This window comes from Paenibacillus sp. GCM10027628 (genome assembly GCF_042676385.1).
Classification (GTDB): domain Bacteria; phylum Bacillota; class Bacilli; order Paenibacillales; family NBRC-103111; genus Paenibacillus_E.
The window spans coordinates 1,283,552-1,298,800 of record NZ_JBHTHA010000002.1; the positions used below are offsets into that span (position 1 = coordinate 1,283,552).

Consider the following 15,249-nt stretch of genomic DNA (forward strand, 5'->3'; position numbering starts at 1 on the left):
GCAGTGTCTAGAAAACACGATATCCGGTCCATTTATTAGTCAGCCAGTATGATACGGAAATCATCAAAAAAGAAACGATGGATTTAAACAATCCCACAGCTGTCGCAATGCTGAATTGCCCCTGCTGTATGCCTTGCCTGAAAGCGTAGGTGTCAATAATGTCGCCGGATGAATAAACAACCGGACTGTATAAATTCAGAATTTGATCCTGACCGGCGTTCAAGATGTTGCCCAGACTGAGAATGCCGACCAGTATTACCATGGGCGTTATAGCGGGAAGCGTTAAATAGATTGTCTGCTTCCACCTCCCTGCGCCATCGATTACAGCAGCTTCGTACATGGATACATCTACCGACGTCAGCGCCGCCAAGAATATGATTGTGTTATAGCCGATTTCCTTCCATAAGTCGGAAACCACGACTGCATACGGAAATTGACTCGCCGTACCGAAGAAGAATGTCGGATGCGATATACCGATTTGATTCAGAAGATGATTGAACGCACCGTCTTGCGGCGAGAAAAAATCAAGCAATACGCCTCCCACAACGACCCAAGAAAGGAAAAAAGGCAGGTAAGTAATCGTCGTCGCCAGCTTCCGAAACCAATTCTTTGTAACTTCATTTAAAAGCAGGGCAAAAATAAGCGGGACGAGGAGCTTCACAACGATTTTCATAGCCGAAATGAAAAACGTATTACCAATCACGCTCTTTGTGTCCGGCGATATAAATAAAGTGCGAAATACGTCCAGTCCGACAAACCTGGAATGGATAAGCGAATAGAGGAACCCGTGGCTGGAAGGCACGAAATCCTGAAACGCCATGACGATCCCTGCCATCGGGATGTAACTGAATACAAAAACAAGAATTGCCGGAATCATAATCATTACATATAAAGGTAGTTCTCTTTTCATCTGCGATCTTTGCACGGTGTCTCCGCCTCCTGCATTTAGCGGTAAAAAAGAAGCGGAAAGCCGCAATTGCCTAAGCAACTCCCCGCTTCTAACAGCTTATTTCACTTCACTTTGAACATATTGCAATATTTCCGAGCCGCCTAATTTACCCCAGTTTTCCGCCATTTTATCCCACTCATCAACTGATGCCTGACCGTAAATGATTTTCGCAACCATTTCCTCGGCCATTTTCTTGTACGTCGGAACTTTTGAAACCATCAAGTCGCTAGGAACTTTGAAGAAGGCATTCTTCATTACGTCCTTCTCCTGAACGTCTTGGAAATAGTATTTCCCTGCAGTGCCGTCAGCACCGCTGTAATTTTGCCATGCTGTCCATCCGTTCACATAGGTCGGATCTTTTTCAAATTTCTGTTCGTCGTCGTAGAACTGCTTTTGCTCGACATTCAGTTTCGATGGATCCTTGGCTTTGATCGCTGCGGATACAGCCGCGTAATCCTTAGATAGCTTGTACGGATCATTTACAACAAACGGTGCGCTTTGTACGGAATTGCCGAGATTATTGGTTTGATCCGGATTGGCGAAATGGACGGGATCTGCTTGAGCACCGTAAACTTTCTCCACATACCAGTTGATCATCTTCACGATAGCTTCCGGATTTTTCGCATTCTTGGAAACGGCTACGTAGACGTTCCCCGGGCGATACCCATACGGCTGTACCGGCTGTCCGTCACCGGAAGGCATATTGACAACAATCCAATCCGCTTTCGGATCTTTAGTTCTCAGATCGGGCAGCGGCCATAGAGCTTGCCACCAGCGACCCGTGAACATGCCTACTTTGCCTCCGGTAATATCTTGAGCCAGCTTGCCGCCAGCATCGTCAGTACCAAAGCCCTTGTCTAAATACCCTTTTTTGTACATATCCTGAAGCAACGCCAGCGCTTGCTTCACGCCAGGCTTGCTGCCCGACCAGACCACTTTGCCCGAGCTATCTTTCTCATAGAATAAGGAACCGTCAAACCAGTCGCCAGGCTGAGCATGGAACATTTCGAACACGCTATCGGCGCCGCCCCAGTCTCTTATCAGATTGTCCTTGCCGGCGATGCCGAATCCGTAAGTATCCGCTTTGCCGTTTCCGTCGGGATCCCCGTTTGTGAACGCGTCAGCGATTTTGACGAAATCCTCCACGGTTTTTGGCGGTTGCAAATGAAGCTTGTCCAGCCAATCCTTGCGAATCCATAGCGATTTGATATCCGCTCTTATTTCACTAGCTGACAAAGGCAGCAAAAACTGTTTGCCGTCTTTAGTAATCGTACCGTTCATTACGGTGCCGCCGTCGCTGTAAAGAATTTTCTTCGCTTCCGGAGAAAGATATTTATCAAGATACGGCTTCAGGTCCAAAAGTTGATCGCCTTTAATCAAGGTGCTTGCTTGCGTTCCCGTTATTTGCGGCAACAGATCCGGAAGATCGGAGGAAGCGATGGACACGTTCATTTTGTTCTCGAATTGGCTGGCATCGGATGTCCAAGCATACTTGATGTTGACACCTTGGTCTTTGAGAAAATTGGTCCAGGAGTTGTTTTCGAGCGATTGTCCATCCTGGTACTTCATGTTTTGATTCGTGCGTTTTACCGTCGTGATGGTAATAGGTGTGGTGTACTTGCCCATAGGATCTGCCGTAGCGGAAGATGGTGCAGGTTGTGTCGTAGACTTGCCCGCCGCATCTGCGGTTTTGGAACCAGTGCCCTCGTTATTGCTGCAGGCATTCAATACCGAAAGCGTCAAACCGGCTGCAAGAAGAACTGAAAGCGTTCGCAGCTGTTTTCTCATGTAAATCCCCCCGACTGAAGTATGAAAGTAGCTTACATGTCTAAGTATAGAGTGAATGCGTTTCCATCTCTATTCGCATCTTTTTACCTTTTTAACGTCTTTTGACCTGTTTGCAGCCGTTTCGCTAATAGGAAACAAACGACTCTCTGAATTCCTGCGGAGTTTGCCCGACAGCGTTTTTAAAAAAGCGCGTGAACGATTGTTGAGAATCATACCCGACTTCCAGCGAGATTTCATGTATTTTTTTCGTGCTCTTTTTCAGTAAATCTTTGGCCTTTTCGATTCTTTTATCCGTTATATAGTCGGATACATTCTGATCCGTTGCTTGTTTAAAGAGCCTTGACAAATAGGATGAATTTAAATAAAGAAGACCTGCCAATTGGGTCAGAGAGAGGTCTTCGTGCAAATGTGCGTCGATGTATGTCTTTAATCGGGAGATCGAATCCTCCTCGCTCTTGTTCGCTTGTTCCGTCTGCAGCGCAAACAACGCATCTGCAACACGCAGCAGATACTCCGCTGCCGCATTCCAGCTCGGGTGATCGTCCGTCCGGAATAACGGGTGCAAATCGACGATTTGTTCCATAGCCTCTGCCAATTCAAAACGGTTCATAAAATGAGTCAGCAATACCGCAGTACGAAAATAGATTTCGATCGCCGGCATATCATCCCGGCTTTGCGCTTCGCGTACATGATCCAGAAGCAGATCCAGCGCTTCGACGAATTCCCGCTTCCGCCCCAGCTCCAGATGCTCCTCCAGCAACTTGAACTTTCCTATCTGTTTTAAAGCAGCCTTGCTTCCGGCGGACCGTTTCTGCTCCGTCAGCGGCAGCGATCGATCGCACAAAATCATTTCCGTCCCCATACCGATCCGGTTGTTCAGCATCTGCTTGAGCATTCTATACACTTCGGAGATTTCCGTAAATGAGAAGAAATTCCCACTTATTGCAAAAGAAACGGTTACTTCGAGCGAGCTCCTAATTACCGATTGCACGCATTCCAATGCCCCGGTCACCAAGGTGACAGCTCTTCTCCTATCGGAAGCCTCCATTTCTGGAGGTATTTGCAAGAGCCATACGGAAGTAGCATGTTCAGCGATAAATCCGAAGCATGAAAGAGCTTGAGGAAAGTAGCTAGCGGCAAGTGCCTGAAGAACATAACGGCGATCGTTTCTGTCAGCGGTGCCGGCTTTAGGCGGCTGTGAATCAAACCGGCCGATGATCATCAAGGTAGGGTTTGATGCTGATAACGGAATTTCCAGCTCCTTCAATTGCTGATCGGCTGTTTCCGGAACATCATAGTAGCCGTAAAGGCAATCTTGCATCATTTCATTCTGAAGGAGTGGCCGTGCGGCTTCTATTTGCTGTTTAGCTTGCTTCATGTAATCCGATAATCGATGGCTTTCCTCAATTTCCTGCAGAACCTCCCGAATGGTACCGACAATTTGATCGTCATTCGCCGTCTTCAGCATAAAGCGCACACCACCTTGCTGTATTGCGGCGTAAACATAATCGAATTCTCTATACCCTGTCAGAAATACGACACGGCAGGTGGGCCAGTTCGCCGTTATCCGATTCAGCAGCTCTAGCCCGCTGACGCCGGGCATCTTGATATCTGAAAGCACGACATCGATCTTGGCAAGATCCAGCCATTCCTGCGCTTCTTTGGCCGAATAAGCCTTGTATACTTCCAGCTCATCCGGCATCTCCTGACGGAATAGATCCGCCAGCATATCCGCAATTAAAACTTCGTCGTCCACAATCAAAAGTTTATACATGGGTTCATGCTCCTAACTCTGCATCTATGGGGATCGTTAAGGTTACTTTTAAGCCGCCAACCTCGCTTCGACCAAGGCTTAGGCCGTTTTGTCCGCCGAAACGGTACTGCAATCTCTTATGAATGTTGAGGAGTCCTGTGATTTCATGAATTGCCTCGGAGTGGGATAATTCTGTTTGCAGTCTTTCCAGCTTTTCATCCGTCATCCGCTCGCCGTTGTCTTCTACGATGATGAGGAGCGCACTCGTCACCTTATGAAAATGAATGGCGAGCAAGCCGTTCTCTTGCCTGTCTTCGAGGCCATGCTCGAAAGCGTTCTCGATAATGGGTTGAAGAATCAGCCTAGGTACCAGAATAAATTCGAGGCCGTTTGGAAGCTCATCGAACCGGACACGAATTCGGTTCGAGAACCGCATCGCCTGAATTTCAACATAGGTTCTGGCGTGCTCCACTTCCCTTTCCAAAGGAACCTCATCTGAAGAGCTCCGCGTCACGAATTGAAAATAGTTGCCCAAATGACGCGAGAATAGTTCCGCCTCCTCGTTATATCCGTATTTAATCCACCTGTGGAGGACAAAAAAGCTGTTATATAAAAAGTGCGGATTGATTTGTGTTTGCAGCTGCTTGAACTCCGCTTGCTTCAGCAGCAACCCCTGCTTGTACACTTGGTCGATCAAGGCGTTGAGATTGCCGATCATGGCGTTGAATCTGGTGAATATGTGACGAAACTCATCCTTGCGGCTGTGCTTGATTTCGACTTTCATATTGCCGATTTCAACTTGATAGAACGCTTTAACCAATGTCGTCAGCGGCGCATGAATAAATCTGTACAACAGCAAGGCGAAGAACACAATCACAAACAAAGCAGTCATGGAATACAGCCCGAACATCCATCGGTAATGGTTGATCTTCTCGTACAGTTGGTCGACCGTCACATATTTCACGATGGTCAAGCCCCACTGCTTGCTAATGCCATAAGTAAGTGCATAATGTTGCTCGTCAATAGAAGCTGGTACATAACTGGATCCGGCACCCGAGTTCCGGTTATCGCGATTCCGAACGTACGACGGCAATGGATCGGCTTCAGTTTGGGATTCATCAACAAATACGGCGATGCCCGGTTTCCCACCGATTAGAAACGCGTGGCTTCCCCGCTGGGTCTGCAGTTCATGCAGCATTTGCCGTATGTCACTCTCGGACAAAACGATTGCAACGACTGCAGAAGGTGTTTGAGAATCCTCCGTCAGGACAATAGAAGATGAAGCGAGTAACTGTAACTGCCCGTTTACATGATAAAGCTGCGCGTGAGGCTCGGCAATGATGGCATGAATGAGCTCTTCATCGGACTCGCTCATATTGTCAATGATTAAATTGCTGACTCTTTTATGAAGCGCAGGCAGAAACACTTTCACCTCGCTTACATACCTGCTGCTGGATTTAATCGCAACGATTCGTTCCTGTACGCGCTTCAAGTTCATATCCCTCTCATAATCGGACAGCTCCGTATAAGCAACCTCCAACGAATTCAGACTCGTATCGTTAAACAGATCGAATTGCAACAGCCGGATCCGCTGCAGCTCCCTGTCCAAATTATCCCTGTAAAAATCCACTTGCGCTTGGGACGATGTTGTGATGTCATCTTTAACTGCTTGCAAGCCCCAATTATAAACACTATAACCTAGACCGAGTAGCGGAAATAAAACAGCGAGAAAAACGAAAACAAGCCTCGCATAGATCGAATGCCCCGATGTTTTCATCCTGTAAAGCAGATTGTTCATTCGCATTTGGAAATAATCCGCCCCCCTTCGACATGGAGTTTTTGTTTTACATCATATCATTGAAAGATGGAATTGTCCGTAGCAAAATCCCCTTCGCAATCAATGCAGTTATCTGCATGATCCCGGAGGGGATTAACGTTTCTTTATTAAAATGTTACTCTGTCAAATACGGCTTCATTTTTCTTTATGACTGCACTATCAGACAGTGTGCGGATGTATTGGTCCAGTTTTGCTCTCTCTAAATTCTCTTTTACGCTTTCCTTTACATCGCTAAACGCACTATAACCCGAATCTTCCTTATCGACAACTTTGATGATCTCAAATGTACTGTCCGTTTGAAACGCTTTGCTGATCTCACCAGGTTTCAATGCCTGTGCTGCATCGAATATTTTCAGCAGCGTACGATCACGCTTCGGAAAGTGGTCCGGCTCGAATGTATACGTACTAAGTGAACCGTCCTTATTGAATGCTTTGGCAACGGTTTCAAAGCTCTCCCCATTCGTCAGGCTTTTTACCGCTTCTTGAATCCTTTTTCCAGCTTCATCTTCGCTCAGATCCGTATCTCCGTTTGCAAACCGAAGTTCAATCTTCAGGATTTTTATTTTATCAGGAAGCTTATAGTTCTTAGCTTTAATTTCTTCATAATATTGTTTCAGATTATCATCGCTGACGTCTATGATCTTTTCTTCTTCCAAATGTTTTGTCACAACGTCATCGTTCTTGCTATCTAAAACAGTATAATACTGCATCAAGTCAATTTTCTGAGGACCGTAAATGGTTTCTTTTTTTTCTACCTTCGATTTCCTATCTGAGTTTTCGCTATAAAGACCTTTTTGAATCGATGCATAATCGGTATCCGAAATTAATTCATATTTTTTATCAAGGGAAAGCTTTACTTTTCTTTGGACGATTTCCTTTAAAGCAGTTTCCCTTAAAACAGCAAGGGGATTTTGCCCGTCAATGCTGCTGTCCCAGAACGCATCATTGTCAATGTAATCGTGTTTCTTAGAGAACTCCATAAACACGCTTGCCTTCAGCCTGATCATCGTATCTCTCAGTTCCATAACCGAAATGGGTTCGTTATTAACAGAAGCTGCGGTCTCCGTAGCCTTAAGCTCTGGTTGCCGCATGAAGAAATAAACAGAAATTGCGCAGCTAATCAATACTGCAGCAAGAAGTGCCCCCTGGAACAGTTTGTGCTTATAAATCGATCTCTTTCCAGCCATTCCACCCACCACCTGTAACTATTAAATTTCAGTCAAACAGGCTGGAAGCCTGTTTGACTGAAACGGGGTCATTGCTTAATTCTTAGTGAACGATACATCATCCATATAAACAAATGGATAATTGCTGCCATTATCGACTTGCGTCCAGAAGCCAATCGTGCATTGCCCGTTCGTAACATTAATATTGGATACAGTCACCTGTTGGTACGTTGACGAGTCAGGAATCGCTGCAGACAATGTGCTTCCGCCAAAGTCCTTGGCCTCCAATTGACTGGCAGTGAACCCGTTTCCGCTTCGTCTTACCCAAGCGCTCAAGGTATAGGTGCCGTTGGTCAGTCCTGTAAACGTCTTGTAGGTGTAAACATTCCAGCTTCCCGTCTGACCGTTATAGTGCGTCAGATGATAGGTACCGCTATGGGACCCTCCGGTACTTTCGGTATAAGAAGCGCTGGTCGTGCCAGTGCCGCTCCATTCCGTCCATCCCGTTGGCGTCTGCGTAGCTGCTCCATCCGCTTCAAATCCCGGATTTACTGCCAGATTTGTGCTGCCAGCGGTGATATCAACCCGATCCACGGATACATAATAATTGCTGCTTGCGCTGGATTTCGTTCCCGTTACGCGCACTTTCAGCGTATGCTGTCCACTGGACAGGACGCCGCTATCGTACAGCGTAACACCGGTAGTACGGTTGCTCAGATAAGTGTCTACTATAGTCTCCGGTCCATTGTCGATCGAAACGGCAGCTTGGCCTCCGTTCGTATCGGCAGTGCCCACCCATTTGATCCCTGTACCGTTGAACGGAATTTGGAAATAATCGTTTGCACTCGAGGAGTAATGATCTCCCGCCGAGCCTGTTGTCCAGCTTCCCGAATATTGGAACTGTTTGCTGCCTGTGCCAGTTACCGTATCTTCAACACTGGAAAGTGTTGCGGTATCAATGCCTGGTCCTTCGTAAGCGCCCATGTTGTGCGTGCTTCCTAAGGCATTCCCATAATAGTCACGGGAACCGATGTTCAAGCCTTCCAAAGATGCAAGGTTAAGCCCTGCAGAGAGCGCTGGGGAACCGGTCTTCAGTTTATAGGCCGTAACGGCAGTGAGATAATTGTGATTGATGATTTTTTCACCGTTGCCTGGATTAACGAGCATCGGATCTGCGTTCTTGCCTACGAGGACGTTATTGATCTTTTCCTTTCCGGTGCCATTTACCCATGCCGAAAAGCTTGTATAACCATTTGCAGTGAAACCGCCGTTGCTCTGCCACCAGATATTTCCTGTGTATGTGCCGGCGCTGGTGGCGGGATCGTCTTGTAAGATCTTCGTGCCTGTCGTCTGGAAGATGTTGTTATGGAAGTGTACGCCAGACATGTCCGTTGGATTCGATGGTGCGTTCCAATCTTGTACGTTGAGGACAGAACTAGCTGAATAGATGGTGTTGTTATAAACCTCAAAATTAAATTTCGCATTATTAGGTTTGGAAGCTACCGCAATCCAAATGGGGCTAGGCCACGCATGGTTATCAAGCTCGCTTATATTATACCGGTATACGTTGTTGCCTGATCCTCCGTCCGTTGGCGAATATGAAGTGAAAGCCGGCCCGTAGTTGGCGTAGGAATAGGTATATTGCTGCGTGCAGTTGTTGCCGTCGATGTCATAGCCGCCGCCGTCTGCCCCGCTGGTGGACGTGTTTTTAAAGGCCAAGGAATTTTGGATTAAACAACTGTTTGAAGACCAGAAGAAGATACCTTCCGGTCCGTTCCCGTGCCCGGCCGGCTGGTCCCATCCGTTATAAGAAGCTGAACTGTATTCGATGGTGCTATTCGTGGTGTATAACAATTCGATTCCGTCGCCCGACTCATTTGAAGCTAGCGTAGGGTCTCCGGGATTATTATTGGTTACGCTGTTTCCTACGTAAATGTGATCGCTCATTGCGCTCCACGTGCTCTGATCAGCTAAGATACCCGCTCTTCCGTTATCATGCGCATTTACATAGGTGATATTGATGTGATCCGATGTTACAAGCCTAACGCCGGCATACTGAAAGCCGCTGGCTTCCATGTTAGTTACACTGCAATAGTGGCAGGATGTGAAGTCTACACCTTTGCCGCCCGAATTCCCTGAATTTCTTCCGTTACCGATCACATTGATATTTTTAATGTCGATCCCCGTAGAGCCATTCAATGTGATGGCCGAACCTGTTCCGCCGTTAATGGTGGCCCTTCCGCCGCCATAGGAGTCAACTGTCACTCTCGTAGTGCTATTGCCCCCGTCGCTGCTGTTGAACTGCAAGTTGCCATTGAAGGTCGCCCCACCCTGGAATAGGATGGTATCGCCAGGGGCAAAATTAATACCGTTCACCTTGCCGATCGTTTGCCACGGGGAACTTGAGCTTGTGCCGGCGTTGTTATCATTGCCGCTTGGACTTACATAATAAGTCGTTCCTGCTGCATTTACGGCGGCAGGTGCGCAGAAGACACACAGGTTGAATACAAGAAATGCTGCTAAAACAAATTGAGCTTTGAATACCTTAAACATTTTCCTCTCATCCCCACATCTCAGACTTTTACTGCACTTTGCGAAGCTTCATCTCAACTTGTATATATCACCTCCCTTTCGTGCCGTTCTTCGCCTCATAACTGTACTAGGCAATCATGATACAGGAGAATAACACATTGAAAAGAAAAATTATTTAAAATTTAGAGCAGCTTCTTAGCTTGACCTTTATTGAAGTGCCCATAGACCTAAGAATAACCCGAAAGCGTTTTCAATTCTGTTCGCATTTCTTTACTTTTTTAACGATTGTTTGCCTAATTAACACTCTAAAATCAAAGGTTTAGACTTTTCTTGTGCTATCATTTACCAGATCAGGTTTCATTTTTGTTACTTATTGCTTGATTCATACCTCGCAACACCCGGAATTGCTCCGGTGTAAGTCCCTCGGCCAGCCGAAACCTTCGAATAAAATAAGAGCTTTGCGAGAATCCCAGCCGCTCTGAAATATGCTTCACGGTCCAATCGGTAGAGGACAACAACTCCTTGGCTTTTACCAACCGGCTTTCCAATAAAAATTCGACTGGCGGTTTCCCCATGACCTGATGAAATTGCCGGCTAAAATAATAGGGGCTGTAGCCTGAAAATGCGGCCATTTGTTCCAGCGACAGAGGTTCATAGCACTGTGCGCTGATCCAATCGGCTACCTTCAACATCTTTTGCCTCAATCCTCTGGCCGGAGCTCCGAATAAATCCTCGCCATTTTGCAGCAATTCAACGATAATTTCATACAACAAGGCAGATATCTGCGTCTCCTGCTCTTGTATGAACGACTCTCCATGCGCTAACAAGCTATCGATCAAACCAAGTAATCGCGCGGTCCCTTCCCAATTAAACAGCCACACTTTTCCACCCATCTTCCCTTCAAATAATGTGTGCAAGCCCACACCAAAGAAATGAACCCACTGTATATCCCATGGGTCTTCCGCATCCGAATGGTACTCTTGAGGCATTTCCGCTCCGTAAAGAAAGCCTGTTCCTGCGGTAAGCCTCACTTTCTGGTTCCCTTGCACCACGTATCCCGTTCCGCTCACAACTACATGCAGATTGTAATAAGGCATCTGAGAGGCTGTTCTTTTCTCCTTGTGATTCGTTTCCCCATAATAATGTCCGAACGACTCCGGATAGCAAATATATCGGCTGAAACGGGGATGGGGCAAATAGTGGTTAATCCTCATAGATCCTCCTGGATATCGCAAAATAATACTATACTTCGCAAAATCATGTGATTTACCATTCATTTTTTAAAGAATAAAATGTTTTATAGGCACTATTATATCAACAAAATAATAATACTCATAGTCTGAAAGGATGTGCCAACGATGTGGTTTGGCGTGGATTATTATCCGGAACATTGGCCTGAGGAGCGCTGGCCTCTGGATGCGAAGATGATGCGTGAAGCGGGAATGAACACCGTGCGTCTTGCGGAATTTGCATGGGCATTGCTGGAGCCTGAGGACGGCTTGTACGATTTCGCATGGCTCGATCGGGCGATCGATGTGCTAACGCGGGAAGGCATTCAAATTATATTAGGAACTCCTACGGCCGCTGCGCCCAAATGGCTGATGGATAAATACCCGGATATGTATCCTGTAGACATCTACGGACTCACCAAGGGTTTCGGAACAAGAAGACATTATTGCCCCAATAACAAAATTTACAGACAATATTCCGTGATTATCGCAAGAAGGATGGCCGAGCATTACAAGGATCACAAGCATATCGTCGCCTGGCAGATCGACAATGAATTTGGAGGAGCTTGCTATTGCCAAAGTTGTCTGCAAGCCTTCCGACTGTGGCTGAGGAACAAATATGGCACGATTGATAAGCTTAATAAAGAGTGGGGCACAGTATTCTGGAGCCACACTTACCGGCACTGGGATGAAGTCATCCTTCCCGCTTATTCGTCTAGCGATGGCTTCAGCCAAAATGCCGGCGCCCGGCAGTTGCTGTCCACGCCGTATAATCACAATCCGGGATTGTTGCTAGATTACCAGCGCTTCTTCTCAGACGCAACGGCGGAATACCAGCGCCTGCAGATCGACGAAATTCGGGCTTGCAGCAACTTGCCGATTACCCATAATCTGATGGGACACTTCAGTGAGCTGGACTATTTTGACCTTGCCAGGGATCTGGATGTCGTCTGCTGGGATAACTATCCGAACAATATGTGGGGCAAATCCTCCTACACCCAAGTGTCGATGGCGCATGATTTAATGAGGGGACTGAAGAACAAGAACTTCTGGATGATGGAGCAGCAGAGCGGTCCCTGCGGTTGGCACATGCTGGGCGACACGCCAGAGCCCGGACAGCTCCGGTTATGGACCTACCAGGCGGTCGCGCACGGAGCGGAAGCCATGGTCTATTTTCGCTGGAGATCCTGTACGGTGGGCATTGAGCAGTATTGGCACGGCATTCTGGACCATGATGGTATCGGCCGCAGAAGGTACAGGGAAATCAAAGCTATCGGGGCGGAAATATCAGCTCTCAGCGATCTAATCGTTGGGTCTGAGAATGTAAGATCCGCAGCGCTGATCAAGTCTTACGACAACTTCTGGAGCCATCGCGGACAGCCGCATAATGTGAATTTCGATTATAACGGACTGCTTGACGCATATTATTCGGCAGTCGCCAAGCAGCATGTGAACCTCGACGTCACCAGTGTAGAGAGCGACTTCTCCAAATACAAGCTTGTGATGATGCCGGCGTTCAATCTCGTAACAGAAGCAATCGCAGCGAAATGCGAAGCTTTTGTCGAACATGGCGGCGCTCTCGTGCTTACCTTCCGCTCAGGCACCCGCACATGGAACAATCAGATGACCACGCTGACGATTCCCGGCTTGTTCAAGCAGCTAGCCGGGGTAGAACTGGAAGAATTCGATTCCGTCAACTTCGGCAGAACGGTCCGCGTTCAGAGCGCTTTCGGTGAAGGCACCGCCTCCGTATGGTGCGACGTGTTGAAAACCGATGGCGCAGAGGCCATAGCGACGTATGCCAGTCATTATTATGCAGGCGAAGCTGCGGTAACCGTCAACTCATTCGGGAAAGGCCGCGTATACTATGTGGGATGCGACCTAGACGAAGCAGCATTGGGAGCCTTGATGGAGCTGATTGTGAAAAAGGAAGGCATCCCCACCACCCTGTCTGTTCCGACTAATGGGCTTGAAGCTATCGAGAAAGTGAAGGACGGCCAGGCCTTTCTCATGCTGCTGAACCACAACAATGAGCATGTGGAGTGTCCGCTTAACGGCATCTACGAAGATGCAATGAACGGTACAAAAGTGAAGGACCGCATCACCGTGGCTCCTTACGGCGTGCATGTCTTACTGAAGCAATAATCGACTAGACCAAGACATGCAAATAGGGCCCAACCAAGCAGGTTCGACTGCGGGTTGAGGCCCTTTTGCCATTACCACTGTTCTTTTATGGAACCAAGAGTAATCCGTTTGCGTTGCAAATAATAAAACTGCCAAGTATAACCTTTCTTTATTAGATAAGCTTTGAAGCCAATCCAAGCAATTTATTGATCCAGTCAACAACGGAAATAGCAGGTTATATTTTAATCTGCTGTTTGCTTAGTATATGAAAGGCTTCAATTCCCGCTATTGTTTCTTCGGCAGTCTCTCCTTCCCGATGCAACGAGCTGCGAAAGTCGCCAGCTTCGTCCCCTTGCTCGGTGAGAACGACTCAATCGATTTGATCTTCCCAATCGTTCCGATAGAGAGTAAATCCTCCAGATCTTCAAATTTATAAATGGGGGTTGGGGCATTAAATCCGTTCAACTTCCTCTACCGACGGCTGCTATTTTAAGACTTTACGGACATGATGCGTCTGCGCTGCATGCGGTTAACGCACCACGGAGAATGGTTCAAAACATTGCTTAAGTTGCGATCACCTCGGGCTACATTGCGAATTTTCGTGATATTCTTACGCCCAGCACATGAATAATTCCGTTCAAGGGTAAACAGATGGCCAAGCTGTGGTTTAGAAAATTCCAGTTTTAACGCAAGAATGAACTTGACGATAGGCAAGTAGAGGGATACCTTAAGAGCGGGACATCTCCTTTTCTTGGGAATTGTGGGCTTGGTAACCGACAATTAAGCAACAAACTTTTCCATTCCTTCGTTTTCGTATTCATATTGACGAGCTGATCGCCCGCTGGATTTGACCCATTCGTTTCCAAGGCCGAAAGCGGCCATTATGAGGCCTACTAAGCCGTTTGAACTGAATTTATTGTTTACAATACCGAAGGAGAATCTGCTTTTGCCGTTGCCGTCCAGATCCTGCGTCGGAAACACCCTGGACGCCATCCGCAAACCCATCCACCGTCGTCGGCATTTTCAGAACTAGCTTCAAGCATCAACCTAATACTTACGGAATTGAAATTGTCCAACAACCTCCAGAACTTGTTCATACCATTCAATTCGTATTTAGAAAGAAGAAGAGGGCATCCCCTCTTCACCGCTTCGCTTTATAAAACTCATGATAAAGCTTCATGAGTGCCCGCTTCTCAATCCTTGAAACATAGCTCCGCGAAATCCCAAGCTCCTTCGCAATCTCCCGCTGCGTCCGTTCTTCCCCGCCAAGTTCCAAGCCAAACCGGCCAACAACGACTTCCTTTTCCCGGTCATCCAGTATATCTAAATTTTTATAGATCTTCGACTTCTCAATCTTCAGCTGCACCTTATCCACGACATCATCGGCTTCCGTCCCGAGAATGTCAATCAAGGTGATCTCGTTCCCCTCTTTGTCCGTGCCAATGGGATCGTGCAGCGACACATCCTTGCGCGTCTTCTTCAACGAGCGAAGATGCATGAGGATCTCGTTCTCGATACAACGAGCCGCAAATGTAGCCAATTTCGTCCCTTTGTTCGGCGAGAACGATTCGATCGCTTTAATCAATCCAATCGTTCCGATGGAGATCAGATCCTCCAAATCTTCCCCTGTATTGTCGAATTTTTTTACTATATGCGCGACCAGTCTTAAGTTATGCTCAATCAGCATGTTGCGAGAGTAATCATTTCCCTCCGCCATCAACCGTAGATGCTTCTCTTCTTCTTCCTCGGTAAGAGGTTGTGGAAACGCATTATTTTTGACATAGGATACAAGCAAGGTTAGCTGCTTGATTAACAAAGCAATTGCGCCAAACAATCCAGGCATTCCAGCCACCCCCTTGAGGTTTTGCGGA

Annotated in this window: 10 protein-coding genes and 1 pseudogene; 1 reads left to right on the top strand and 10 read right to left on the bottom strand. The window is 47.1% G+C overall.

Features of this window, described 5'->3' with window-relative positions; all coding sequences use genetic code 11:
- Positions 1–7: 7 nt before the first annotated feature.
- The 7 genes from ACFQZT_RS06405 to ACFQZT_RS06435 all read right to left on the bottom strand — a co-directional run bounded on the left by ACFQZT_RS06405 (position 8) and on the right by ACFQZT_RS06435 (position 11,239).
- Positions 8–925: an ABC transporter permease gene (locus ACFQZT_RS06405; RefSeq protein WP_379297680.1), complete on the bottom strand. Its 918-nt coding sequence runs from the start codon at positions 923–925 to the stop codon at positions 8–10.
- 81 nt (positions 926–1,006) lie between these two features.
- Positions 1,007–2,737, bottom strand: a complete 1,731-nt coding sequence (locus ACFQZT_RS06410) for a type 2 periplasmic-binding domain-containing protein (protein WP_379297682.1) — start codon at positions 2,735–2,737, stop codon at positions 1,007–1,009.
- A 124-nt stretch (positions 2,738–2,861) separates the two neighbouring features.
- On the bottom strand, positions 2,862–4,511 hold the full coding sequence (locus ACFQZT_RS06415; RefSeq protein ID WP_379297684.1) for a response regulator: 1,650 nt from the start codon (positions 4,509–4,511) through the stop codon (positions 2,862–2,864).
- Between the two features lie 4 nt (positions 4,512–4,515).
- Positions 4,516–6,294, bottom strand: coding sequence for a sensor histidine kinase (locus tag ACFQZT_RS06420; RefSeq protein ID WP_379297686.1), 1,779 nt, complete (start codon positions 6,292–6,294; stop codon positions 4,516–4,518).
- Between the two features lie 140 nt (positions 6,295–6,434).
- The gene (locus ACFQZT_RS06425; RefSeq protein ID WP_379297991.1) at positions 6,435–7,514 is read right to left on the bottom strand and encodes a peptidylprolyl isomerase; all 1,080 of its coding nucleotides are present in this window, start codon (positions 7,512–7,514) and stop codon (positions 6,435–6,437) included.
- A gap of 75 nt (positions 7,515–7,589) precedes the next feature.
- Positions 7,590–10,046: a hypothetical protein gene (locus ACFQZT_RS06430; RefSeq protein ID WP_379297688.1), complete on the bottom strand. Its 2,457-nt coding sequence runs from the start codon at positions 10,044–10,046 to the stop codon at positions 7,590–7,592.
- Between the two features lie 329 nt (positions 10,047–10,375).
- The gene (locus ACFQZT_RS06435; RefSeq protein WP_379297690.1) at positions 10,376–11,239 is read right to left on the bottom strand and encodes an AraC family transcriptional regulator; all 864 of its coding nucleotides are present in this window, start codon (positions 11,237–11,239) and stop codon (positions 10,376–10,378) included.
- A gap of 144 nt (positions 11,240–11,383) precedes the next feature.
- On the opposite strand from ACFQZT_RS06435, the gene ACFQZT_RS06440 reads away from it, so the two are divergent.
- The gene (locus ACFQZT_RS06440) at positions 11,384–13,399 is read left to right on the top strand and encodes a beta-galactosidase (protein ID WP_379297692.1); all 2,016 of its coding nucleotides are present in this window, start codon (positions 11,384–11,386) and stop codon (positions 13,397–13,399) included.
- Positions 13,400–13,678: 279 nt separating this feature from the next.
- On the opposite strand, the pseudogene ACFQZT_RS06445 reads toward ACFQZT_RS06440, so the two are convergent.
- The 3 genes and pseudogenes from ACFQZT_RS06445 to sigK all read right to left on the bottom strand — a co-directional run.
- A pseudogene (locus ACFQZT_RS06445) lies at positions 13,679–13,804 on the bottom strand (sigma factor); the annotation flags it as partial.
- Between the two features lie 354 nt (positions 13,805–14,158).
- Positions 14,159–14,371, bottom strand: coding sequence for a hypothetical protein (locus tag ACFQZT_RS06450; protein ID WP_379297694.1), 213 nt, complete (start codon positions 14,369–14,371; stop codon positions 14,159–14,161).
- 148 nt (positions 14,372–14,519) lie between these two features.
- Positions 14,520–15,221, bottom strand: a complete 702-nt coding sequence (gene sigK, locus ACFQZT_RS06455) for an RNA polymerase sporulation sigma factor SigK (RefSeq protein ID WP_379297696.1) — start codon at positions 15,219–15,221, stop codon at positions 14,520–14,522.
- Positions 15,222–15,249 lie beyond the last annotated feature (28 nt).